At 46.9% G+C, this 24,055-nt stretch carries 23 protein-coding genes and 1 pseudogene; 14 read left to right on the top strand and 10 right to left on the bottom strand.

The features are described from left to right. Window positions 1-74 precede the first annotated feature (74 nt). From radC to trhP, 4 genes are all read left to right on the top strand, one after another. Entirely contained in the window at window positions 75-749 is a 675-nt protein-coding gene (radC, locus tag M3P05_RS07165; protein ID WP_249698795.1) for a RadC family protein, read from the top strand. 273 nt (window positions 750-1,022) lie between these two features. Further along, window positions 1,023-1,259: a 50S ribosomal protein L28 gene (rpmB, locus tag M3P05_RS07160; protein ID WP_249698794.1), complete on the top strand. Its 237-nt coding sequence runs from the start codon at window positions 1,023-1,025 to the stop codon at window positions 1,257-1,259. 27 nt (window positions 1,260-1,286) lie between these two features. After that, on the top strand, window positions 1,287-1,454 hold the full coding sequence (gene rpmG, locus M3P05_RS07155; RefSeq protein WP_155160589.1) for a 50S ribosomal protein L33: 168 nt from the start codon (window positions 1,287-1,289) through the stop codon (window positions 1,452-1,454). Between the two features lie 303 nt (window positions 1,455-1,757). Next, complete coding sequence (gene trhP / locus M3P05_RS07150; protein ID WP_249698793.1) at window positions 1,758-3,089, top strand: prephenate-dependent tRNA uridine(34) hydroxylase TrhP; 1,332 nt, start codon at window positions 1,758-1,760, stop codon at window positions 3,087-3,089. Window positions 3,090-3,158: 69 nt separating this feature from the next. Here the strand turns inward: trhP and M3P05_RS07145 are convergent, their stop codons facing one another. Then, a complete protein-coding gene (locus M3P05_RS07145; RefSeq protein WP_249698791.1) occupies window positions 3,159-3,584 on the bottom strand; it encodes an H-NS family histone-like protein in 426 nt (141 codons plus the stop codon). Window positions 3,585-4,095: 511 nt separating this feature from the next. Here M3P05_RS07145 and M3P05_RS07140 point away from each other — a divergent pair. Genes M3P05_RS07140 through M3P05_RS07125 form a run of 4 tightly spaced genes read left to right on the top strand, consistent with a single transcriptional unit; the run spans window position 4,096 to window position 8,128 of the window. Beyond that, window positions 4,096-4,683, top strand: a complete 588-nt coding sequence (locus M3P05_RS07140; protein WP_249698789.1) for a DedA family protein — start codon at window positions 4,096-4,098, stop codon at window positions 4,681-4,683. Then, entirely contained in the window at window positions 4,673-5,839 is a 1,167-nt protein-coding gene (locus M3P05_RS07135; RefSeq protein WP_249698788.1) for an ATP-grasp domain-containing protein, read from the top strand. Before M3P05_RS07140 ends, M3P05_RS07135 begins: the two co-directional genes overlap by 11 nt. Before the next feature lie 43 nt (window positions 5,840-5,882). Then, the gene (locus tag M3P05_RS07130) at window positions 5,883-6,308 is read left to right on the top strand and encodes a hypothetical protein (protein WP_249698787.1); all 426 of its coding nucleotides are present in this window, start codon (window positions 5,883-5,885) and stop codon (window positions 6,306-6,308) included. A gap of 41 nt (window positions 6,309-6,349) precedes the next feature. Beyond that, window positions 6,350-8,128 carry a lysophospholipid acyltransferase family protein gene (locus M3P05_RS07125; RefSeq protein WP_249698786.1) on the top strand — a complete coding sequence of 593 codons (1,779 nt, stop codon included), beginning with the start codon at window positions 6,350-6,352 and terminating at the stop codon, window positions 8,126-8,128. A 15-nt stretch (window positions 8,129-8,143) separates the two neighbouring features. On the opposite strand, the gene M3P05_RS07120 is transcribed toward M3P05_RS07125, so the two are convergent. Beyond that, the gene (locus M3P05_RS07120) at window positions 8,144-8,668 is read right to left on the bottom strand and encodes a hypothetical protein (protein WP_249698785.1); all 525 of its coding nucleotides are present in this window, start codon (window positions 8,666-8,668) and stop codon (window positions 8,144-8,146) included. Window positions 8,669-9,038: 370 nt separating this feature from the next. On the opposite strand from M3P05_RS07120, the gene M3P05_RS07115 reads away from it, so the two are divergent. Both M3P05_RS07115 and M3P05_RS07110 read left to right on the top strand, forming a co-directional pair. After that, window positions 9,039-9,965 (top strand): SPFH domain-containing protein, encoded by a 927-nt coding sequence (locus M3P05_RS07115; protein WP_249698784.1) that lies wholly within the window; start codon window positions 9,039-9,041, stop codon window positions 9,963-9,965. Between the two features lie 15 nt (window positions 9,966-9,980). Beyond that, the gene (locus M3P05_RS07110) at window positions 9,981-10,436 is read left to right on the top strand and encodes an NfeD family protein (RefSeq protein ID WP_249698783.1); all 456 of its coding nucleotides are present in this window, start codon (window positions 9,981-9,983) and stop codon (window positions 10,434-10,436) included. Window positions 10,437-10,480: 44 nt separating this feature from the next. Here the strand turns inward: M3P05_RS07110 and M3P05_RS07105 are convergent, their stop codons facing one another. The 5 genes from M3P05_RS07105 to galU all read right to left on the bottom strand — a co-directional run bounded on the left by M3P05_RS07105 (window position 10,481) and on the right by galU (window position 14,105). Then, window positions 10,481-10,843, bottom strand: a complete 363-nt coding sequence (locus M3P05_RS07105) for a hypothetical protein (protein ID WP_332842003.1) — start codon at window positions 10,841-10,843, stop codon at window positions 10,481-10,483. Between the two features lie 170 nt (window positions 10,844-11,013). Continuing rightward, complete coding sequence (locus M3P05_RS07100; RefSeq protein WP_249698782.1) at window positions 11,014-11,268, bottom strand: translation initiation factor eIF-2B alpha/beta/delta subunit family protein; 255 nt, start codon at window positions 11,266-11,268, stop codon at window positions 11,014-11,016. Window positions 11,269-11,377: 109 nt separating this feature from the next. After that, on the bottom strand, window positions 11,378-12,565 hold the full coding sequence (locus tag M3P05_RS07095; protein WP_249698781.1) for an iron-containing alcohol dehydrogenase: 1,188 nt from the start codon (window positions 12,563-12,565) through the stop codon (window positions 11,378-11,380). Between the two features lie 2 nt (window positions 12,566-12,567). Next, the gene (locus tag M3P05_RS07090) at window positions 12,568-13,089 is read right to left on the bottom strand and encodes a hypothetical protein (protein WP_249698779.1); all 522 of its coding nucleotides are present in this window, start codon (window positions 13,087-13,089) and stop codon (window positions 12,568-12,570) included. 188 nt (window positions 13,090-13,277) lie between these two features. Beyond that, complete coding sequence (galU, locus tag M3P05_RS07085) at window positions 13,278-14,105, bottom strand: UTP--glucose-1-phosphate uridylyltransferase GalU (RefSeq protein WP_249698777.1); 828 nt, start codon at window positions 14,103-14,105, stop codon at window positions 13,278-13,280. Window positions 14,106-14,237: 132 nt separating this feature from the next. Between galU and M3P05_RS07080 the strand changes: the two genes are divergently transcribed. The 4 genes and pseudogenes from M3P05_RS07080 to M3P05_RS07065 all read left to right on the top strand — a co-directional run bounded on the left by M3P05_RS07080 (window position 14,238) and on the right by M3P05_RS07065 (window position 20,262). Continuing rightward, complete coding sequence (locus M3P05_RS07080) at window positions 14,238-16,037, top strand: sugar phosphorylase (protein WP_249698775.1); 1,800 nt, start codon at window positions 14,238-14,240, stop codon at window positions 16,035-16,037. A 303-nt stretch (window positions 16,038-16,340) separates the two neighbouring features. Further along, window positions 16,341-18,551 carry a hypothetical protein gene (locus M3P05_RS07075; protein ID WP_249698773.1) on the top strand — a complete coding sequence of 737 codons (2,211 nt, stop codon included), beginning with the start codon at window positions 16,341-16,343 and terminating at the stop codon, window positions 18,549-18,551. Between the two features lie 294 nt (window positions 18,552-18,845). Continuing rightward, window positions 18,846-19,028, top strand: a pseudogene (locus M3P05_RS07070) (ISKra4 family transposase); the annotation flags it as partial. A gap of 184 nt (window positions 19,029-19,212) precedes the next feature. Continuing rightward, complete coding sequence (locus M3P05_RS07065) at window positions 19,213-20,262, top strand: imelysin family protein (RefSeq protein ID WP_249698771.1); 1,050 nt, start codon at window positions 19,213-19,215, stop codon at window positions 20,260-20,262. Between the two features lie 9 nt (window positions 20,263-20,271). Here M3P05_RS07065 and M3P05_RS07060 read toward each other — a convergent pair whose 3' ends face one another. The 3 genes from M3P05_RS07060 to leuA all read right to left on the bottom strand — a co-directional run bounded on the left by M3P05_RS07060 (window position 20,272) and on the right by leuA (window position 23,772). Next, window positions 20,272-21,012, bottom strand: coding sequence for a hypothetical protein (locus M3P05_RS07060; RefSeq protein ID WP_249698768.1), 741 nt, complete (start codon window positions 21,010-21,012; stop codon window positions 20,272-20,274). An 89-nt stretch (window positions 21,013-21,101) separates the two neighbouring features. After that, on the bottom strand, window positions 21,102-21,659 hold the full coding sequence (locus M3P05_RS07055) for a dienelactone hydrolase family protein (protein ID WP_249698766.1): 558 nt from the start codon (window positions 21,657-21,659) through the stop codon (window positions 21,102-21,104). A gap of 433 nt (window positions 21,660-22,092) precedes the next feature. Continuing rightward, complete coding sequence (gene leuA, locus M3P05_RS07050; protein WP_249698764.1) at window positions 22,093-23,772, bottom strand: 2-isopropylmalate synthase; 1,680 nt, start codon at window positions 23,770-23,772, stop codon at window positions 22,093-22,095. Between the last annotated feature and the right edge of the window lie 283 nt (window positions 23,773-24,055).

Raw genomic sequence — 24,055 nt, 5'->3', positions numbered from 1 at the left:
CGAGCAATAAAGGGAGTAAAGAGAATAACGATCAACTACTTTGATTGGTTTCATTATTGGGGGAGATTTGGGACTTGGCTATATCAGACTGGCCTGCAGATGAGCGGCCAAGGGAAAAGCTGTTAGCCCGGGGAGCAACCAGTCTTAGTGATGCAGAGTTGCTGGCTATTTTCCTTCGTACAGGAGTCGCGGGGTGCTCTGCGGTTGATTTAGCCAGAGAGTTGTTAACGGGGTTTGGCAGTCTGAGGGCTCTTCTCAGGGCTGACAGGGGCTCATTTTGTAGCAAGAAGGGGCTGGGTGCAGCCAAGTTTGCACAGTTGCAGGCTGTTTTGGAGATGGCTCGCCGTTATCAGGAAGAAATTTTGTTCAGAGAGAATGCGCTGACTTCTCCTGCTCATACTCGCGCTTATCTTCAGATCCATCTTCGGGATAGAAGCTCAGAATGTTTCTGCTGCCTGTTTCTGGATAATCGCCACAGGCCATTGGCATTTGAAGAGTTGTTTCAGGGAACAATTGATGGGGCGGCGGTTTATCCACGAGAAGTTGTTAAAAGGGCACTGACCCATAACGCTGCAGCACTTGTTTTGGCCCATAACCACCCCTCAGGAATTGCCGAACCTTCGGACGCAGATATACGTTTAACCAGAAGGCTGAGTGATGCCCTTGCTCTGGTCGATGTTAGGGTGCTGGATCATATGGTGGTAGGTGATGGAATGACTGTATCCCTTGCAGAACGCGGGTTGATGTAGAAATCATTCAATGGAGACGAAAGTGCAAAAAGCTGCTACCTTAGTCTGTTGCTGAATTGTAAGCATTGGGCTGTTGTCTTGCTAGGGACATGCCTTTCTGGTATAAAGCCGGGTCTTTGAGTCCGGATCACTGCTTGGTGCCCCAGAAGATTAAGCTGTCGTCTGATATGGCGACATCCGGTAAAAAAACTTGGCTGGCTGATTCTTAGGTACTTTTTACTTAGGTATTTGGTACAGGGTTGTCGGCCAGCAAGTGTTAGAGAGGCTAAATAAATGTCCAAAGTTTGCCAGGTTACCGGCAAGCGTCCAGCTGTCGGCAACAACGTTTCCCACGCAAAAAACAGAACTCGTCGTCGTTTTCTGCCTAACCTGCACTACCATAGATTTTGGGTAGAGTCCGAGAAGCGCTTCGTTCGTCTGCGCGTTTCCTCCAAAGGTATGCGCATTATCGACAAGAAGGGTATTGAAACTGTTCTGGCCGAGCTGCGCGCTCGCGGCGAACGCGTTTAATACTGTTTTTTCTGGAGGATAACGACAATGGCTAAGGCTATTCGCGAAAAGATCAAGCTGGTTTCTACCGCTGGTACTGGTTACTTCTACACCACTACCAAGAACAAGCGTAACACCCCAGACAAGCTTGTTTTCAAGAAGTACGACCCTAAGGTTCGCAAGCACGTAGATTTTAAGGAAGCCAAGATCAAGTAATGATCTGCTTCTGGGCTTGCAGCCTCTTCTGACACTCGTCAGATAAGTGAAAAAACCCGCCTGGTGCGGGTTTTTTCATATCTTAAAATAAGCACCCAGGCAGTTGCTTTCATATATTCTAGCGGCGTCTTTTTCCACCCTTGCGGCGTTGCAACTTTGGTCACGTAGCTACGGCTACGCTCCCGACGTTGCGCCTTGAAGGGTGAAAAAATCCACACGCCATAATATTCGAAAGCAACTGCCTGGGTACTTAATAGAATTCTAAGCGTACAATTCGCGCCTTCCAGATAGCACGGTGTATCTATGATTAAGCCCGAACTTCTGTCTCCTGCCGGCACTCTGCGCAATATGCGATACGCCTTCGCTTATGGCGCCGATGCGGTTTATGCCGGGCAGCCTCGTTACAGCCTGCGAGTCAGAAATAACGATTTTAAATCAGACAACCTGGCCAACGGTATCCAGTACGCGCATGACCTGGGTAAGAAGTTCTATCTCGCCAGTAATATTGCGCCCCATAACTCCAAGGTGAAAACCTATATGAGAGATATGGAGCCGGTGGTCGCCATGAAGCCAGATGCCCTGATTATGTCAGACCCAGGGTTGATGATGATGGTGCGTGAACGCTGGCCGGAAATGGAAGTACACCTGTCTGTTCAAGCTAACGTTGTTAACTTCGCCACAGTAAAGTTCTGGGCTAAACAGGGTGTCAGCCGGATTATTCTTTCCCGTGAGCTGTCTCTGGATGAGATTCAGGAAATCCATGAAGAGTGCCCGGATACTGAGCTGGAAGTATTTGTCCATGGTTCACTGTGCATTGCTTACTCAGGTCGATGCCTGCTTTCCGGTTATATGAATCGTCGTGATCCTAACCAGGGAACATGCACCAATGCCTGTCGCTGGAAGTACCAGGCTCATGATGCCAAGGAGCGTCCGGAAGGTGATGTTGTTCCGGTTGAGTTTGATCCAGCTAAACAGCCAACTCTGGGACATGGTGAACCAACAGATAAAATCGTTCTATTGCAGGAAGCCAACCGCCCGGATGAATATATGCCGGCTTTTGAAGATGAACACGGCACTTACATTATGAACTCCCGTGATCTGCGCGCAGTTCAGCATGTTCATCGTCTGACCAATATGGGCGTACACTCCCTGAAGATTGAAGGGCGTACAAAGTCCCACTATTACGTGGCCCGTACTGCGCAGGTTTATCGTAAGACTATTGATGATGCTGCTGCAGGTCGTCCGTTTGATATGAGTATGATGGATACTCTGGAGAATCTGGCCAGCCGTGGTTACACCGAAGGGTTCTATCGTCGCCATGTTCATGATGAATATCAGAACTACGACCGTGGTAACTCACAGGGTGATCTTCAGCAGTTTGTTGGTGAAGTGATTGATGCGGATGATGAGTTTGCCACCATTGACGTGAAGAATCGTTTTGAGGTTGGTGATTCAGTCGAGTTGCTCACACCTGCGGGCAACCGATCTTTTGTTTTGGAACATATCGAAAATAATCAGGGTGAAAAGGTGAGTGCGGCACCAGGCTCTGGCCATAAAGTACGGATGCCAATACCGGAAGGTATTAAGCCGGATGAGTTCTCTCTGTTGGTTAGAAACCTGCCTCAGGCCAGTTAATTGTTTTTGGCAAATATGCCAGCAATAAAAAAGGAGGCCACTGGCCTCCTTTTTCGTATTCAGGAAGAATTAAGCTTCTTCACCAATTACGCAGTCCAGACGCTTCTTGCCAGTTTCGTCCAGGTAAGCCTGGAAGTCTTTAGGCAGACGACCGGTAGTGGAACCGTACCACTGAACGGTGTCACCGGACTTGGTTACGTACTCAAAGGTGTACTTGCTAACGTTACGACGTTTCTTAGGCTGATCATCTTCAGCTACGCCCAGGTCAGACAGGGACAGACCCTTGGCTTCCAGCATTTGGCGGATCTGCTCAATGCTTTCTTCCTTCTCTTTGTTCTTAGCCTGCTCTGCTTCGTAGGAGGTACGCTTTTCTTCAGTGATGGCCTGCAGACGCTCGAGGATACGCTCCAGGTCTTCCAGATGAACATCTTTGAAGAGAGAACGGATGCGGGTCTTGCTGGACAGACGGTGCATAATTTCGTCGAAAATATTCACGGTATAACCCCTGTTCAATGGATGATAATAAGTGTTCTGAAACCGGCAGCCAGATATGTAATCAAATCGGTAACTTGAAAAACCAGATCGTAATCAAAGCGCTTAGATATATTTGAGGGCTTCATATCACACCTGAATAAGAAGCACGCTTGATAATTCTTGTACAAAACATAAATGGCTTTGTGCAGAATGGATGGTCAGATAAAAATATCATCTTGTCAATGGGAATCCCTTAAAAAATAGTCTTTTTCTTAACATTATTAAAAATAAAATTGAATTGAGTCACTTCTGTAAACAAATGTATTCAGATCTTTGAATTCTTAACAAGCCGTTTTTTCTTGGTTGGTCTAAGAACTGTAAACTTGCTCTTTACGAGGTTTCCAGAAGTGCTTTAGAGTAAGTGGTGCTTCTGGAAAGCAAATTATAAGAACAAAAACTGCCAGGGGGATCTACCTTGACCTTGAATACCTTCTTTAATTTAACGCTGCTCTACATTTCATAGGTCAATCTCGTGTTTGAGACACTCTTTTCCGGATTTGCCCATCTATCAACCTGGCATTTAGGAATACTTCTGTTTTTTGGAACTTATATCCTTGAAGATGCTGCCATTGTTTCCGGAGCATTGCTTGCTGCCGATAAGATTATTCCTCCTGAGCTGGCTTTTGTTGCTCTCCTTGCTGGAATAACCAGTGGAGACTTTCTACTGTACCTGTTTGGCCATTACGCAGGTTCAAGACCTTTTATGAGAAAGTGGCGGGAATCAAAAAGAGCATCTTCCATTGAGCATTGGCTCTCTTCAAACTTATTTATCACGATCTTTTTTGTGCGCTTTGCTCCAGGTCTTCGACTTCCCTGCTATTTGGCTAGTGGCTGGCTGGGTGTATCAGTGAAGAGTTTCTTGTGGGCTGTTTTTGTTGCCGGCGTTTTGTGGACTGGAATGGTCTTTGGCGGACTGCTCTGGTTCGGGGCTCCCCTGTGGGAGTTGTCGGGAATGGGAAACCTGTTTTTACTGCCGCTTGCCCTGTTATTCCTATACCTGCTGCAGCAAGTACTGCGAAAATATGTTAACGCTTGTCTGGAGAGTAATAATGATCAGTAATGACACCAGCCAAGAAGATAGTCAGCTGATAGAACAAGCTGTTAATTCGACGTTTCTCAGTAAAAAAGCCCACGTTGGTATGCCTCCACTTGAAAAGCGTCGTCGGGCTATCGCTTTTTTTGAATTCTGGCCTGGTTGGGTATTTTATCTGCCAGTTGCATTTCTATGGCTCTTTCAAGCGATACGGTATCGAAGTTTGACTCTTCCGCTGTGTGCCAATCCTGGTTTCTTTCTTGGGGGAATGGTTGGCGAGGCAAAATCTGACAACTTTAAACAGGCTGGAAGTTATGCCAAAGAATATATTGCACCATGGTGCACCTTTATTAACGGTAGTCAGTGCTTACCTGAATTATTGGAACATGCTAATGAATTGATTAGTCAAAATGGTTTTACCTATCCGATTATTGCAAAGCCGGATCTTGGCTGTCGGGGACAGGGGGTTCAGATAGTACGTAATGAGTATGAGTTAAAACAGTATCTTTTGTCTTTTCCGGATTCGGCGAAAGTTCTATTACAACAGTTGATTCCATGGGAAGCCGAAGCTGGTGTTTTCTATATTCGTATTCCCGGTGAAAGTTACGGGCGCATTTTTTCACTGACACTTAAGTATCAGCCGTATGTTTTTGGTAATGGGAAAGACAGTTTACGTACATTGATTGAGAAAGATAGCAGGGCCAGTCAGCTTTCCCATCTTTACCTCAAAAGGCACCAGAAAGTCCTTGATATGGTTTTAGCGTCAGGGCAACCGTTTCGGTTGGCATTTGCTGGCAGTCATTCCAGGGGAGCTATTTTCCGCATTGGCAATCATTTAATAACAGAAAGACTCACAAAAAAGTTTGATAAGTTGTGTAGTGACATAGATGGGTTCTATTACGGCAGGTTTGATGTTCGCTTTGCAGATGAAGCTTCATTTCGTAACGGAGAGAATTTCAAAGTAGTCGAGATTAACGGGGTAAGCAGTGAAGCTGCCCACATCTGGGATGCGAACTCGACTCTCGGTGAGGTGTATAAAACGTTGTTTGCCCAATACAACATGTTGTTTCGTATTGGGGCAAAAAATCGGGATAGAGGTTTTCAGCCAGGTTCTCTGGTTCAGCTTGCACAGGCTTGGATGGTAGAGCGTAAATTGGGAAAACAGTACCCTGATACTGAGTAGTCTAAGGTCAAAGGAAGACTAGAATTAGCTCACGGAGGTGGCCATGTTCAAAAAATATCTAAAGATCGGATTGTGTATCTATATTGCAGTTGTCTTCGTCCAGTCCCTGTTTTTCAAGTTTTCAGGGTCGCCAGAGACCGAGTTTATTTTCGGTACACTAGGAAAGTGGTCAGGCATTGAGCTGTTTGGTCAGTATGGAGCTTACGCTGTTGGCGTAACTGAGCTGATAGCGTCCATACTTCTGTTCACTGCTTATCGTTTTCTGGGAGCACTGGTTGCCGCCGGAACGATGAGTGGAGCGATTTTCTTCCACCTGTTCACACCGCTGGGTATCAAAATGCCAGAGTTTGATGCCTCGGGAAATATTGTTGGTGATGATGGTGGGCTTCTTTTTGTCAACGCATGTGCCGTTTTCCTGGCAGCAGTGATAGTGTTGGTATTGGAATTCAATGATCAAAAAAGCAGCTGACAAGCTTTCTGTATAAGAAAAACAATAAACAGGAAAGTCGTATGGCGAACGGGTCACCTTTTCGTCTGGAGTTCAAAGGGCACCGGGGATTATTGCTCAGATTTGCTGAGCATGTTCTGGGTCTCCGCTATCTGGATCGTATTTATGAGAAATATGTTACAGATGAGCAGGGACATGACTTTGTTCGCCTGACACTCCACAGGTTAAATATTCAGTATCGGCTCACCGGCGAGCCTATGGATAATATTCCCAAGTCCGGGCCTCTTGTCGTTATCGCCAATCACCCCTTCGGAGGAGCAGAAGGGGTTGTTCTTATGGATGCCCTTCTGAAAGTACGCCCCGATGTTAGGGTGTTGAGTAATCAGCTTCTGAACTCTATTCCTGGTTTGCAATCACTTTTTATCGGGGTTGATATTCTCAGCAATCCCTCGAAGGAGCAGCGCAGAGCAGCGAATAAGGAGGCTGTCAGTACTGCAACTCAGTGGGTAAAAGAGGGTGGAGCGCTCATTATTTTTCCTGCCGGGGAAGTCTCCGGCTGGGACTGGAAAACAAGAAAGCTGAAAGAAGCCACCTGGAGGCACACAGCAGGCAGGATATTACATGAGACCCAAGCCAATCTGCTTCCTGTTCATGTTGAAGGCCGTAACAGTTTCGTATTTTATGGGCTTGGCATCATTCACCCACTGTTAAGAACAATGAGGCTGGTTCGGGAGCTTATTAATAAGTCTGGAAAGCAAATTACCCTGAAGCTGGGTAGCGTAGAACCATGGCAGAACTTTTCTCGCTGCCCGGATGAGCAGTCTTTAACCAACGCCATGCACCTTCGAACAATATTGCTTTCGAATGGTGAATCAAAACCGTTGGAATCTATCCAGGCAAATCCAGAAAGTCCTGTGATTTCTCCTGTTGATTCGGCGCTGTTAGAGCGTGACATTGCAAAACTGCCAGAAAAGAACCTGTTGCTTCAGAGAGGATCATTTGAAGTCTGGTGCTCTTACGCCACTGGTATACCAAATATTTTGAGAGAGATTGGACGGCTGAGGGAGATTACTTTCAGAGATGCCGGTGAAGGATCAGGTCTGTCGATGGATATTGATCGGTTTGATCAGACTTACCTTCATCTCTTTTTGTGGAATAAAGAAAAGTCCGAAATTGTTGGAGCTTACCGGCTTGGCCAGGTTGATAAGCTGATCGCCAGCGGTGGTGTTGAAGCTCTTTATTCGCGCAGTTTGTTTGAGTATGACCGTCGTTTCCTCGATCAGATGGGTGGTTGTCTTGAGATGGGGCGCTCTTTTATCAGTAAAGAGTACCAAAAGAGTCTGAGTGCTTTGCAGATGCTCTGGAAGGGGATTGGTGCCTGGGTTATCCGGCATCCTCAGTATCGTGTTCTGTTTGGGCCGGTCAGTATCAGCAAGGAGTATCAAGAACTCTCCAGATACTTAATGGCTATGAGTCTTGAAGAGAACTTCCTGAACAGCAGTCTTGCAGAGTTGGTAAAGCCTAAGGAGCCCCTGCATCCATCCAGCAAGCTTCCATGGAGCAGAGATATGCTGGCTGGTCTGGGGAGTGTGGAACACATCTCAGCACTTGTACGTGTTCTTGAGAATGATCGCGGTGTACCTGTTTTGCTGCGCCAGTACCTGAAGCTCAACGGAACATTTGCCGGCTTTAATGTTGATCCCGCTTTTAATGATGCACTGGATGGGCTGATTATTGTGGACTTGCTAAAGAGTGATCGGCGGGTTCTGGAGCGTTATCTGGGAGAAGAAGGGTATCTCAGGCTGACCGGGTTCCATAACCTGGAAGCCATGTCAGCCTAAAGCAAAAGTTGTTATCTAGCTCGTAATCGCAATTTCTTCACGATACTGGAGGGTTGCTGGTGCAACACCAAACTCTCCAGGCACATCAATCGACTGAGCCTTCATCAGCATGGCGATAATTGCTTCATGGTGAACGGTATGGCTCTGCAGAAATAGAAGTTCACGTATCAGGCTGGACTCAGTTGTTGTTGAAGCGTCCTGTCTTGAGCCTGATGTGGCAGCAGTCAGTTTGAGAGAGATGTTTTCCTGCCCCGCAAGGGTCAACAGCCAGGCAGACAGATTTCGTAAGGTTTCGATGGCATCTTTGAGGGAGTGCTCAAGCAGCTGGTTGCGAACCCGTTTGTCGTAGCAGATATGTTGCTCTTCCAGCCCTGAGGCGAGTTCCTGATAGTGTTCAACAATATGACGAACATGCCCGCCGATTCCACTGTCAGTTAATGGCGTGGCTTTATCATAGATTCCCGGAGGTAAATGGGTAAGCTGATCTGCCAATGCTGTAAGCGTTTGGCAGTTTGCATGGATGACGGAGTTAAGAGACATGCTTTTCCTTATTTTTCTACCATAAAGCTGCGTGTTGACGATTCATGCGCTGCCTATGGCTGTTTGATCTGACTCCATTGTTGTCAGTCTAACATTAAATACGACACTTACCGCTTGTAGAAGACAACCGTTGTGTTCTTCGGTGCAGTAACCCCTAAGAAGCTACCTCGCTACGCACAGACTTTTCAGACAGCTTCTAACCTGCAAATCAGGCATTCTATGATTTATTACGCGTAATAAAGCGCGATGGATTCAAAACAGCATAGCCAACAAGGCAGAAATGATATGGACTGATTCCTCTCTGTTGCTGTTGTGTCACGTTAGAGCTGAGTTAAAGTGTGTAGGGTTTACCTCGTTAGGGAGAAAGGGGATGTTTGGTTTTGAGATGACGGCGATCTTCTTCGTCGTCCTAGTGGTGATTCTTGTAGGTACAGGCGTCAGAATGGTGCCGCAGGGGTATAACTACACGGTAGAACGCCTGGGTAGATATACGCGGACTTTACACCCAGGTATCAATATTTTGATTCCTTTTGTCGATCGTATTGGCTGGAAGCAGAACATGATGGAGCAGGTTCTGGATATTCCTCCACAGGAAGTTATCTCTTCAGATAATGCTCAGGTTACAACAGATGCAGTGTGTTTTTTCCAGGTTCAGGATGCAGTCAAGGCCTCCTATGAAGTTAATGATCTTCCCCGGGCCATGCAGAATCTGGTTATGACTAATATCCGTGCAGTTCTAGGATCAATGGAACTGGACGATATGCTTTCAAACCGGGATCGAATTAATGCCAACCTGTTGGTAAAAGTCGATGAAGCCACTGATCCCTGGGGACTGAAAGTCACCCGGATTGAGATCAGAGATATTTCTCCTCCTCAGGATTTGGTAGACGCAATGGCCAGACAAATGAAGGCTGAGCGGGAGAAGCGTGCCCAGATTCTCGAAGCTGAAGGTTCCCGTGAAGCTGCTATCAAGGTTGCTGAAGGTGAAAAACAGGCTCAAATCCTAAAGGCGGAAGGTGAACTGGAAGCAGCCAAACGTGAGGCTGAGGCCCGCGAGCGTCTTGCTGAAGCTGAAGCAAAAGCAACAGATGCTGTTTCCAAAGCGATAGCTGAAGGTGACCCTCGGGCAATCAACTACTTTGTTGCCCAGAAATATGTTGATGCATTGAAAGAAGTCGCGTCTGCCGATAACAATAAAGTGATCATGATGCCTCTGGAAGCTGGTAATGTGATTGGTTCTCTTGCCGGAATCAAAGAGCTGGTTGGTGAGGCAACAACAAAAAACAAGGCAGGATAAAAAGGCTGGATATAGATGGACTTTCTGACTGAACTACAGCCCTGGCACTGGGTGATTCTGACATTCCTGCTTCTGGGCCTCGAAGCTCTTGGTGCGGGAGGTTTCCTGCTGGGAGCTGTGGTCGCGTCATTGTTGCAGGCCCTGATACTGTGGCTGGCTCCTGATATGAGCTGGGCCGCACAGTTCAGCATTTTTGGCGCAGCGACACTGGTATTTACCATCTGCTGGTGGAAGTTCTTCAGAAAGTCCGGACAGAATACTGAAGAACCATTGTTGAACAACCGTGCAGCTCAGCAGGTTGGGCGGGTTTTTGTTCTTGAACATGACCTTCCAGGTGGCCATGGACGTGTGCAGCTTGGAGATACCATGTGGAAGGTTAAGGCTTCAGAAACCTTGCATGCAGGTACAACTGTCATTGTCTCAGGTGCAGAAGGTATGAGTTTGCAGCTAAATACTCATGGCCCTGTTTGATTGGATCATTTTGTGAAAAAGGGGCTTAATGCCCCTTTTTCAGTTTATTTCTCTGCAAACATTTCTTTCAGGCTTTGCTCTGAGGCTTGGCATACACCCTTCTCCGTAATCAGACCGGTGACCAGCTCTGCCGGTGTGACATCAAATGCATAATTCGCGCAGGTTGTTCCTTCAGGTGTCGTGTTGACCCAATCATGCTGCCCACTACTGTTGATTCCCTGGACATGTGACTGCTCTTTTTCCGAACGCTGCTCTATTGGGATTTCCGTCACCCCATCAACAACTGTCCAGTCAATAGTTGGCGAAAGCAATGCAACATAGAAAGGCACATTGTTGGCATTGGCTGACAGGGCTTTCAGGTAGGTTCCAATTTTATTGCAGAAATCACCTTTGGCTACTTCCCTGATTGCGATCAGGCCGTGTTGTCTGATGCTGCGATTAATCTCAACATCTTCTTCAAAAATTATCTGACATTCCAGGTGGGCTCGATCCAGACGCTCTTTCTCAGGTGTCTGCAGAAGGCAGCTTTAGGGCCCAGCGCAGATTGATCGCTGTTGGGCGTGTTTTAAATAGAACGTTATAAGTAAGCTTGTTCAATAAACTGGTCAGAAGCGCTCTCCCGCACCTGAAGGGCCATGCCGCAGGCTGCAGTTGCGCCAATCAGGGGCGCTCCTCTTACAGTCATATCTTCAATAGCTGTTGCGGCATCATTAACTGACCTGATTGGAATAACTTCGAACTGATAGGGAAGCAGCTTTTGATCGAGAGTAAGAAAATCTCCGCCCGGAGATTCCATCCATATGGACCGGTAATGTTTTCCGTTAACGTTCACGCTTTGCTCTTGGATTTTGTCCAGTGAGCAGAAAAACTAGCAGAAAAGTCCAATGTCTGAGGAGATTATCTGCGGAAGGGGTAGTCCTTCCGCAGAGATAGATGGAGGTTTATTCCCAGGCGCGCTTGAGAATATCGACAAGTTCGTCGAAATCAGACTCATTGGGATTGTAGATAATGGAGCCATCATCAATGGCAAGCTGGGCAACCTGCTCAATTTGACCAACGCTGACTTTGCCAGTCTCTTTCAGCGTTCGTGGTAGCTGACAGCTGTTATATAGCTTATCCCTAAGCTCTCGAATAAAGGCGATGGCCTTGGCTGCCCTCTGCTCCTTAGGCGTTGTAGCGTAGAGCTCAGACCCTGCCAGTGGCAGCAAAAGTTCTCCAACTTTATCTCCGTTAATATCCCTGTTGTACTCAAGGACATAAGGCAGGAACAGGCTCATGCACAGACCGTGGGGCAGATGGCAGACAGCTCCGAGAGCATGGCCAAGGGAGTGCACCAGGCCAACCATAGAGTTTGAGAAGGCAATGCCAGCCATGGTGGAGGCCTGGGCCAGCTCAAGGCGTGCATCTGCGTCCTTGGGGTCTTCCATCACCGTCATCAGGTTTTCTGAAATCTTCTTAACCGCTGAGTAAGCATAAGCATCACTCAGAGGGTTGGCTGCCAGGCAGGTGTAGGCTTCTACAGCATGAGTCAGCGCATCCATTGCCGTCATCGCTGTGATATGAGAGGGCAGCGTCAAGGTCATGCGTGAATCAAGAATAGCCGCATCTGGCATCAGGAACTGGGACATAAATGGAAGCTTAACGTTCTTCTCAAGATCAGAAACAACAGCAACCAGAGTTGTTTCAGAGCCAGTGCCCGATGTCGTCGGAATAACATAGAAAGGCTTAAGGCGGCGTTTAAGAATATGTGCACCCGAGTAAGCCTTCAGATCATCACCACCCTCAGAGACGAGAATATTGGTGCCTTTGGATGTATCAATAACTGAGCCACCACCAACAGCAATAATGGCATCACAGTTATTTCCACGATAAACCTCTGCTGCCTTTCGAACAGTTTCAAGGCTGCTGTCGGGAGGTACATCATCAAAGATAATCGCAACATCAATACTTGTACTGTCAAAAGCACCGGCAACATGGTCAATAAGTCCGGCTCCACGAACGCCTTTGTCTGTCACAATCATGGGGCGCGAACAACCAAGTGTCTTGAGCTCAAAGGGGATATGCTCAAGAGCCTTGTGTCCGGCAATAACTTTTACGGGGCTGAAGAATTCGTAATAAGGTTTGGCCATGGTTAGCGTCCGAGAACAAGATGTTTGGCAACCAGCCCATATACACGGGCCGCCTTGGAAACTTTTTCACCAAGACTGATTCGGGGATAACGCTTAACAGCCAGTCTGGCGACAAAACGGGGGAGAATAATGGCCTCCATCTTGTTCAGACAGCGAACAAGACGAATGGCATGGGAAACCTCTCCATCAAGAACCATGCGGTCATTGGCAAAGGAGCGGGCGGTACTTTCCTGAAACGAAAAGACCAGAAATGCAAAACTGAGATGTTTAAAGGTGATACTCAGATCAGGTTTCTGGGTTCTATCTGATACAAGTGTCAGATGACCCTGTTCCTCAACCTTCACCATAAATCCAGGGCCTGATGGGACAAGCATCTGCATCGTGTATCCGCTGGGCAGAATGGATAGCTCCTTTCGAACCTCATCGTCACTGCGTGAAGTTGCAACCAAAGCCCTGCCAACAACGGCCATCATTATTTTGACGTAAATGCGCTGAAAAGCGGCAACTGTCTTTTGTGTATTCAAGGCTCTTTTTCTTTTGGGTTATTAGAATTTTTGACTCTGAAGATATTACATCCTGCAGCAGGCTAACGGACAATATCCTTTGGGGACTGTTTTCGGGTCATCAAAAACAGGGTTAGAGGAAATGAGGGAATAATAAAAGACAAAAGAGGAAGGGGAGGCAGCCTGTAGTTCAGACTGCCTGGGACAGATCAGCAGCAGAAATAGTTCTCGTAAACATAGTTGGTTGCTTCAATAAAACCGGGCACGCTGCCACAGTCAAAACGATTACCCTTGAAGCGATAAGCAAGAACACAGCCTTGTTTGGCCTGAGTCAAAATGGCATCTGTGATTTGAACTTCGCCATTCTTACCAGGAGGAGTGCTTTCAATGATATCGAAGATATCCGGCGTCAGAATATAACGCCCGATTACAGCCAGATTGCTGGGAGCATCTTCTTTGGCTGGTTTCTCCACCATGTCTGTTACACGAATGATATCGTCGCTGATAGCTTCACCAGCAATCACACCGTATTTATGAATTTCGTCTTCCGGTACTTCCTGAACAGCTACAATGGAGCAGCGGAACTGGTTGAACAGCGTAGCCATCTGGGCGAGAACGCCCTGACCTTCAGGGTTGATGCACAGGTCATCTGCAAGGATAACGCCAAATGGGTTATCTCCAACCAGAGACTTGCCTGTGAGGATAGCGTGTCCAAGACCCTGCATCTGCTTCTGGCGTGTGTAACTGAAAGTACAGGCAGCCATAACCTCTCGGATACTGGAAAGCCGCTGTTCCTTGCCACTGCCAGCGATTTCCTTTTCCAGCTCATAGTTGATATCAAAGTGATCTTCGATAGCCCGTTTGGTTCGACCAGTGACAAAGCCCATATCAGTCACACCAGCATTCATGGCTTCTTCCACGGCATACTGGATCAGTGGTTTATCCACAACTGGCATCATTTCTTTCGGCATGGATTTTGTAGCCGGAAGGAATCTAGTACCGTAACCTGCAACAGGGTAAAGACACTTGGTGATCATGGTGGGCTCGCTTCCTTGTCAGATTTGCCGATCATTATAAGCAGAATAAATGCCATATGTATGAAGAAAAGTGCTTCATCTTGGATTAGGGTTTAATTTCTACAGAACCTACAGGTTTGTGAGTTAGTGACGATGGGTGATCTCACACATGTGTATAACCAATCCTTTTGCAGAACTCTTGATGAAGGAGCTCTGGCAAAGGCTTTAACACCACACCTTCAACACCTTTATCCGGCCCATGCGGGAGAAGTTCTGGAAAAGGTATTGGAACTGGTCCGCAATCATCTAGGAACGGTGCCCCACGGCCATGACCAGACCTGGGACGAGCGGGATATTATGTTGATCACCTATGGCGATACGATCCGGGGGATTGATGAGCCACCGCTGGAGACTCTCGCAGGCTTTATGAAAACTTATATGCCGGACTGCTTCAGCAGCCTGCATATCCTGCCTTTTTTTCCGTACAGCTCGGATGATGGCTTTTCTGTTATTGATTACCGGATTGTCGATCCGGAACTGGGCAACTGGGAAGATATTCGCCGGTTAAGCCGGGAGTACCGCTTTATGGCTGATCTGGTGATCAACCATATCTCTCGCCACAGTGTCTGGTTTGCAGACTTTGTCAGTGGCTATCCCCCGGGCAATGATTACTTTCTTGAGCCGACTGATGAAGATGACCTGTCACAGGTCGTTCGGCCAAGGAACTCCTCCCTGCTTGCACCAATCTGGACCAGACGCGGCATACGTCATGTCTGGGCCACTTTCAGTAAGGATCAGATGGATTTGAACTTTCGAAATCCGGACGTTCTGCTGGAGATGATTGGCATCATGCTTTACTACATGGAGCAGGGAGCTTCACTGGTTCGTCTGGATGCCATTGCATTTCTATGGAAAGAACCGGGTACCAGTTGTATTCACCTGCCACAGACACATACGGTGGTAAAAGTGATGCGTCTGTTGATGGAAATGTTAAGGCCTGACTCCATTCTGCTCACCGAAACCAATGTTCCCCATGAAGAAAACCTGTCTTATTTTGGTAATGGTGATGAAGCACAGATGGTTTATCAGTTTGCATTGCCTCCGTTGCTCTTGCATGGCCTGAACAGGGGAACATCCCGTCATCTGACCCAGTGGGCCCAGAATCTTGGTGAATATCCTGAAGGATGTACGGTACTTAACTTTACGGCCTCCCATGACGGTATTGGTTTAAGGGCTCTGGAGGGGATCATTCCGCAACGTGAAGTTGATGATCTGGTTGAGTCCATGCACCGCTTTGGTGGTTTTGTAAGTATGCGGGTTCTGCCGGATGGCAGCCAAAAGCCTTACGAGATCAATATCTCCTTGTTTGATGCTATGAAAGGAACACGACGGGGTGAGGATACCTGGCAGATCGGGCGTTTCCTCTGCTCACAGGCGATCATGCTGATAATGAAGGGGATCCCAGCAGTCTATATCCACAGTATGCTGGGAACAGCAAATGACCTTGATCTGGTAGAAAAAACGGGAAGAACACGCTCAATAAATCGCAAAAAGTGGGAATTGGATGAACTCGAATCTCTGTTGGAAAATCCATCAACCATTCATGCTGTTGTTTTCACTCAGATGAAGAAGTTGCTGCAGGCAAGAAGAGAGGAGCCCTGTTTTCATCCTGACTGCCCTCAGGTGGTTTACGACCTGCACCAGGGCGTCTTTATTCTTGCCCGCAAGAATACTACCGGAGAAAGAGTTGCTATCGGCGTTCACAATATGACTTCTGGTTTGCAGTCTGTTTCTGTTGAGTCTTTGTCAGATATGACTGGCAGGGAGGATTGGGTGGATATTCTGACAGGTAAAACATACGAGGGTGTTTTGGGTGAACTGTCTCTAGAGCCTTATCAGGTTCTCTGGCTGGTTCATGACCTCGTTCCACAGGGAGATGTAAAAGAAGACTAGGATATGCTGTCTGCGCTGACAATCTTTAATCACTTGTCGTAAGGCCTGCAGAACCCCGTAAACATTCGGTGAACCCATTTGCTGAGCTCGCAATCCCTTGGTACCAGAGGAGTTCTTTTTTTGGAACGAAGTAACTATGTTGCTACAGCCCTTGAAAACTGGGGATATGACATGGGTTCACCGAATACTTACAAGAAATTCCTTTTTGCAGGCCGAGGCTCGTTACAGGCTTTCAGTCCGCAAAGTGTTTGCTCACATTAGCCTCTATACTCGAAGAAAAGAATCAGGGAATTGATGCTACTTATGCAGATTCGAGGAAGAGGCTCCCAGCATTCACAGCCAGCTGGCCAGCCACGCAACTGTGCCGTTCAGCAGTCGGAGGGTAGCAACGGGAACAATTCCATTTCCAGAGAGGAAGGGCTGATTAACCAGCTTTTTTTCAGTGCCCGAGAAGAGTTTTTGGGAAAATGCCTTAGTGAGCGGACCATTGCCTTGAGTCACCCGCAAAACAATGTTGCTAAACCATCCTCCCTGGTTCAACTGCTTCATAGTTTTCTTGACGCTATTCAGGAACTGCCGAATCGGATCAAAAAACAAAGAACCATTCGAACCGTCAAGAAAAAACTGATTGACCTTACGACAGACATCCAGCAATCCCGCCCGGTTTCCCAGGAAACTATCCAGTCACTCAGAAAATCACTGGAAAGAATCCCTGATCAGGTGGTTCAGCGCCATGGCATTGATCGGCAAAAGTTGGATGAAGTTCTGTCTTTTATGGAGGTAAACCAGAACCCTGTACTGGGTAGCAATACTTACCTCCAGTGTGATAATACAGAAGACAAGTCTCTTCAGGATCCAGCTCAATTGTTTAATCGGCTTCGGGATGAGTTGTTCAAACTGTATCAGAATCTATATCAACCCTGTGACACTTTTGCAGCCACTCAGATTATCGAGCAGCTTCGCGAAACAGAGGCCATTACATTCCAGACACACGAACAACTGAAAAATCAACTGAGCCAATGGGCCAGTAACTATCAGCAGAGGATTGCTGCGGCCAGGTACACTAAGCCTGAAGCTCAGGTGGCTTTTATGTTTGAACGTATCAAAGACAACTGTCCATCTCTTGCGCATTTTGCACTGGCGCTTGGCTTACCGGAAGTAGAAGCAATGGACTGTGATCGCTCAGTATCATCGCGTGAGTCCCTGATACGCATTCTTCAGGAGGCTTCGAAAAAAGGTTTGTTAACCGATCAGAATGTTGTTTCTGCGCTGGCGAGAGTAAGCCCCTGTAAAGCCACCAGGAACCTGTCAGAAGAACTGAACATTAAAGCAGAAATCGGTAAACCGGAGTATCAAGACTCCAACCCTTATGTGGCTGGTCTCAGTGATAACGATACGGTGGATACCCTGACTGCCTCAGAATTGATTAGAGCTGCCAGTGTCAGTAGCATACATCTGGCTCAGGCGCTTGGTTTGCGTCCGGTCGATGTCAAGATGGTAAGCGACACATTTTCAAGAGACTACCGTCGCCAAAAGCTTGAACTTATATACATGGCCCGCCCGGTCACTGTTGGAAAGCTTGCGAACATTATGGCTCACCCAGCAGTCAACTTTGCTTATGGAATAGAGCAATTGCGCTGTTTTCAGGCAGGTGTTTCTCCGGTTCAGCAGGTACCGTTGTGTGACGCTGTCATTATTTTAAAAGAACTCAATTCTGACGAATTTACTAAATTGACTGATCATCTTCAGGCAGATCAGCCACTAAAACGTGTAATGCCTGTTGATGATAAACGCCGGGAGATTATCAATAGACTGATATGTTCAGGACGCCTTACCCCCGGGAATCTTCTTTTTGCCCTTCAGAAAATCCAGCATAATGATGCCATCACCAGATTTCAGAGCACTTTCCCAAATACCGAGTCCGACTCGAAGCTGCTGCCCTCTGTCAGATGGCAACCGATGTTCTCGCTGCCGGACAATTTTTCAATTGACTCATTCTTAAATACAGAACTTATGAAAGCCATTCCGCCTACAGACGACTGGCAGGCTCTGGCTTATATAATGGGGCTTCCCTATAACGAGATTGAGGATGTTGATTACGATCACGCGAAAGACAGCGTCTGCACTATAGTAGCCTTGCAAAAAATTCTGGACAACAACCCCGAAAAAAAAGTCTGGCAGCTTATTTCTGCCTGTCATCAGCTGGGTTGCCAGCACCTGCTTGACTATTTTCCATCTGACATTCGCAACGCCTATAGCCCTGACATTCATGATCCACTGTTCAGAAAGGAACAAGAGGATTTTCAGAAAAAGGTCACCCCTTTGCTGCTGCACAGGGCTGACGCCTGGCGGGAAATTGGAAAAACATTGCAGCTGGGAGAATATAAACTTCAAGAGATTGCATATAACACCAGGTCTGACCGGGAAGCTCTGCTGAAAGTTTTCAGTGCTGCCAAGAGTAAAAGCGACACAGGAGAAGTAAACTGGGAGTCACTTCAGGCCTACTATACATAAGTGAACTCAAGATGCAGGATTTAACATCTGAAAATTGTCATTCATTGAGGTATGGCCATCAAATCGCCTTTTCAGACCCACATCGCGGCTAAGTACATGAATATTCGTAATCGAATATTGAACTCTCTGTATCCATTTGACTGCGGGCAAGGTGGCCCGAAAACAAATGTCAGAGTACTTAACCCACTGTTTTAAAAAACCGAAAACAGGAAATTTCTTTTTTCTATGCACCTCACTGGCATATACGCAAGGCTGCCCTTGGTGCGTTATTCCATAGCTGTGAAAAATGGCTGGCCAATAGGTTCAGGTGTTGCAGAAGCTGCTTGTAAAACGCTGGTCAAACAGTGTTTATGCTGTTCTGACACTTGATGGAAATATGAGAGTGCAGCCATCGTTTTAGGAATCAGGGCGCTAACCCAAACCAAAGGACGCTGGGAGCGGTTTTGGGATAAAGTTCTGAGAGGATCTTGCGAATGAAGCTGTATCACCGTTTTAATTAATTCGAGAGCCCCCCGAAAAACCTTTGTGAAATTGTCGTAGATAATCATGACGTAAGGCAAGAGAAAAGAAATCAACCAGAGAGTGCGTTCAGAAATAGCTGCCTTTCATTTTAGACGCTTCAGTGTTTTCATAGAGGAAAAGAATAAAACCAAGTTGAGCTATGCGTTTCCTCGTTTTCATTTGTTCTATCACTATTCTGGTGGCTTGCCAGAATGTTCAAAACCCTGAAGAAAAACTGGCCCAGAGCACGACAGCTTTGGCACAAGCTCTGTATGGCAATCTGAGCGAAAGCCTGGGAGTTATGCTGGGGAAAACGGAGAGTTATTGCCGCTCTTCGGCAAAAGCTTCGAAAAAAGATTTACAAGAGCAATGGAAAATAATCATGTTGCAGTGGCAGGCTGCAAGTGTGATTAATTTTGGCCCCATCACTGTTGGCAGCATGTCCTGGAAATTTCAATTCTGGCCTGACCGCAGAAACCTGGTAAAAACAAAAGTTGATGAAGCTTTGCAGGAAGACAGCGAGCTGGATTTGACTGGAATAGGAAATACCAATGTTGCCGCGAGAGGTATGGGAGCTGCAGAGTATTTATTGTTTGAATATCCCGGTTTAATTCCCAACAGCATTCAGTGTAAGTACCTGCAGGTTGTTGTGGCAGATATGAAGAGAAACAGTGTGCGGTTAAGCAGAGACTGGCAGGATGGAGAGAAGCGTTATCCGGTTGAACTGATAACTTTCGCCAGAACCCAGCCAGAGGGTTATATCGACGTTAAACCCGTCAGTTCATTATTGATAAACAGCCTCTATGTTGAGCTGGAACAGGTTTACAGAAAGCTTTCTCTACCTTTAGGTGAAGGGGAGAAAAAAGGAAATCGTTACATGGCGGAGTCCTGGCGAAGCAAAATGTCTCTGTTGAATCTGGTTTCATCGCTGACTTCGGCAAAGAATCTGTTTCTTGCGGGTGATGGTTATGGGTTGGATGACCGCCTGGAAGGTTATGGAGATGAAGGTAAAAAGCTTGTTAGTAGTGTTATGGAGTCTTTTGCATGTATTGAGGCGGGATTGAAACGCTTCCAGAAACCTTTGTCATCATCTGTTGAACATACTGAAGATCGGGTCAAAGTTCGTGATTTGGTTGAAGAGGTAAAACAATTACAAAGACTGTTTGGTTACGATATTCCCCGCCTTTTAGAAATACCTGTCAGTTCCTGAGCTGTACCACTAAATACACGGCATGTTTGCAGCTTTCATGGCTTTCTTGGTACATGGACATTGATGAAGAGGTTTTCCACAGGGACCTCGTACACCGGAAAGACCAAGGGTCAGCTGGACTCCAATTATCAACAGCCCGGCAGTTGTGACTGGGTTTTCAAACATCTTATGAGTAATACCTGATTTTTCCGCGACATCACTTAACCAGTTACGGTCAGGTGATGTTAAATCAATAACTGCTGATTGCTCGCCAGGGATTATTAACTGTGTTCCTTTTAACTGCGCATTGGATAGCAGGCTGATCAGCTGGTCTTCCAGCAGCAGTTCTTCAGACATTGGCCCCTGTTCAATAACGGCTTGGATGTGATGCCAGTATCTTGTTTTTTCTGAAGGGATACGGGTTGAAACCACAGTGATCTTTTCCGGACCAACAGGATCTAAAGCCCGAAATGCCCGCAAAATTGAGAAGTGGTGAAGCAGATCCTGGCTGACTGATTCGACGTAAACTTCTTCGAAGCTACGCTCAAGTTCATACTGAAATGCATCATCTGGTTCAGGGTTAATTGAGGTATTGATAGTCAGTGAGGGAGTAAAACGACAGTTTTGACAAAGGTAAACATGCTGCCAGCCAGACCCTGTTTTTTGAGTAAGAGCTGGCTGCCAGCTTCCTCCCAATAGCTGAAAGCCCTGGCTTGCCATTAACAGAAATGACATCAGGGAAAGAGATACAGCAGCCAGCCTGATAAACATAATATTCCCTTGTTGTGTTTATAACCATGAAGGTACCTTCCTCTCATGGCCGTTCGGCTGAGAACATAGTTCATGCACGGGCGTTTTGCTTAGCTTTTCTCTGCCTGGCAGGCTGGTAATGGTTGCTTAAGAAGGTAAGGCCATTTCTCTGCCCAGCCTTTTTGGTGAGATGCGTCGATGACTTTCATTCCATAAATACATTCAGTCGTACGAAATCTCCGTTTATAGCTCTCCAGCACTTGTGGAGTGATAACGGAATCATTCTCACCGTAGAAGTGGAGTTGTGGGATTCCTGCAAGTTCCTTATTTCTGTCTGCAGGATCAAGAGCAAGAGGCATGGGAGAAACCTTATGAAACTGGTTCACAAAATGGGGAGCCAGATTTCCTGCAACGGTTCTGATAGATTGAATATCATGCCTCTGTGAGCCGACCAGAAGAGCAAGGGTTGCTCCACCAGAAAAGCCAACAAGCTCCAGAGACTTATAGTTCCCTTTGGCTTTCAACCTATCGAGAGCTGTATTTAAAGAGTCAACAGCACCCCGGCTATAACGCAGATCCGTCCAGACTTTGGTTTCACACTTGGCCGACATCACGAATTGGCATGGACGAGCTACATAAGCTTTATCTGAAAAAGAATCCACAGCCATTAAATCAAAAACCAGCAAGCCTCTGGGGGTGGGGTCTTTGGATGGTCGGCCACGTCGTGCCCAGGCTCGACCATCGCCCTCAATATATACACGAAGTGTCGAACTCTTTTGAGACGCTATCAGTAGAGTTTGCAGATGGTAATTATCTGCTGGAATGATTTCTGAAACTGCACCTAGCCTTTTAGCTTGCTCAGAAATTGTTTTCTGATGATCCCTTGGAGCTGCACAGCCGACCAAAGAAATATGGACAATCGCAAGTGTCAGCCAAAAGAGAAATTTTCTGTTCTTTTTATTTCTTATCATCGGAGGGAGTGGCTTTCGATATGATTAAGTAGATTTTATGCTCTCAGGTTATGGGTTGACTACAAAGAAAAATCCCCGGCATAAACCGGGGATAAATATCAGGGGAAAATATTGTTATTTATAAAAGTGGTCAGGCAACTTTCTGCTCATTCTGTAAGGCCTGGTTAGCAGCAGCCATCATGGCCTTCAGAGAGGCGAGCACGATATCCTGATCAATGCCAACCCCGCAGTATCTCTGGCCATTGACGCTGGCATGAACGTACGACACAGCCCGAGCATCTGATCCGTTATCGAGAGCATGCTCGCTATAGTCCAGAATATCGAGACGAACTCCAAGCTTCTCCAGGCCTTTGGAAAAGGCTTCCAGTGGCCCTTTACCCTGGCTGGCCAGTGAGATAACTCCCTGTGATCCCCGAACATCAACTTCAACGCTATCCCCTTCCGCTGAGTGTTCCAGACGGTAACCGCCAATGCTGTACTGGCCATCTATGCACATAAATTGCTGCTGGAATAGATTCCAGATATCCCCTGAAGAGACTTCCTTTGCACTGGTTTCTGCAGCAGCCTGTACCGCAACAGAGAGTGCAATTTGCAGCCAGCGGGGTGTCTGTAATCCATGATCATGCTCAAGAACAAAGGCAACACCACCTTTGCCTGACTGGCTGTTAATGCGAATAACTTCCTGGTAGTCCCGGCCAATATCTGCCGGATCAATAGGAAGATAAGCAACGTCCCAGACTTCTTCTGTTTTTCTTTTGCTCAGGCACTTGCGAATAGCATCCTGGTGGCTGCCGGAAAAGGCGGTATAAACCAGTTCACCAAACCATGGGTGCCGGGGATGGATTGGAAGGTCAGTACATTCAGTGGCAATTTTTATGATCTTGTTTGCCTGGGAGAGATCCAGTCGGGGATCGACTCCCTGACTGTAAAGGTTCATGGCCATAGTCACTATGTCCATATTGCCGGTTCGTTCGCCATTGCCAAAAAGGGTGCCTTCTACTCTGTCTGCACCGGCCATAACAGCCAGTTCTGCCGCTGCAACAGCACAGCCCCTGTCATTATGAGTGTGAACGCTGCAGATTGCTGACTCTCTGTTTTCCAGATGATCAAGGAACCATTCGATCTGGTCGGCAAAGATATTAGGCGTGGACATTTCCACGGTAGCAGGTAGGTTCAGAATCACCGGCTTCTCTGGTGTCGGCTGCCAGATTTTCATAACGGCATTGCAGACATCAACGGCAAAATCCATTTCCGTTCCAGTAAAGCTTTCCGGCGAGTACTGGAATACCCACTCTGTATCCGGGTGCTTTTTGGCTTCTTCGGCCACCATTCTTGCACCATCTACGGCAATTTGAATAATGCCGGAGCGGTCACGTTGAAAAACCTGCTCCCTTTGCACCTTTGAAGTCGAGTTATAAACATGAACAACCGCACGACGGCAGCCGATCAAAGCTTCAAAGGTTTTTGTAATCAGATGCTGGCGAGCCTGGGTGAGAACCTGGATGGTGACATCGTCAGGAATCATGTTTTCATCAATCAGCATCCGGACAAAATCATAATCAGGACCTGATGCCGCAGGGAAACCGATTTCGATTTCTTTGAAACCCATATTGACCAGTAACTGGAACAATCGCTTCTTCTGGGCAACTGACATGGGTTCAATAAGAGCCTGGTTACCATCACGTAGATCTACGCTGCACCATAGAGGAGCCTGCTCAATGGTGTTATCCGGCCAGCGACGGTTAATTTTCTTTAAAGGGGGAAAAGGCCGGTACTTGCGATGATCGAATGCTGTGGATGATGGTTTCATTTCAAACTCCCTGCTGTGTTTTCTAACGTGGCTCCTTAGCAAAAGGGCTGGCACTTTAGGCCAGCCCTCAAATATTCTGTCTGTATCTCAGCCTTATGGGCTTTCTTTTTGTACGGTCCTGGTAAGACCCTTTTTCAACCGTGTCGCTTGTGGCGGGCTGGCTCTTCCGGAAAGCCTCGCAGGCTTACGTTCGGGCGTCGCTTTTGACAACGAGAGATATAGTAGACAATTACAAGGGGATAATGATTGCGAAAGTAGCGTTGGTTTTGGTTTTTTTGGCTAT

Source organism: Parendozoicomonas callyspongiae (assembly GCF_023502345.1).
Classification (GTDB): Bacteria; Pseudomonadota; Gammaproteobacteria; order Pseudomonadales; family Endozoicomonadaceae; genus Sansalvadorimonas; species Sansalvadorimonas callyspongiae.
This window is presented reverse-complemented; position numbering and strand designations above follow the sequence as displayed.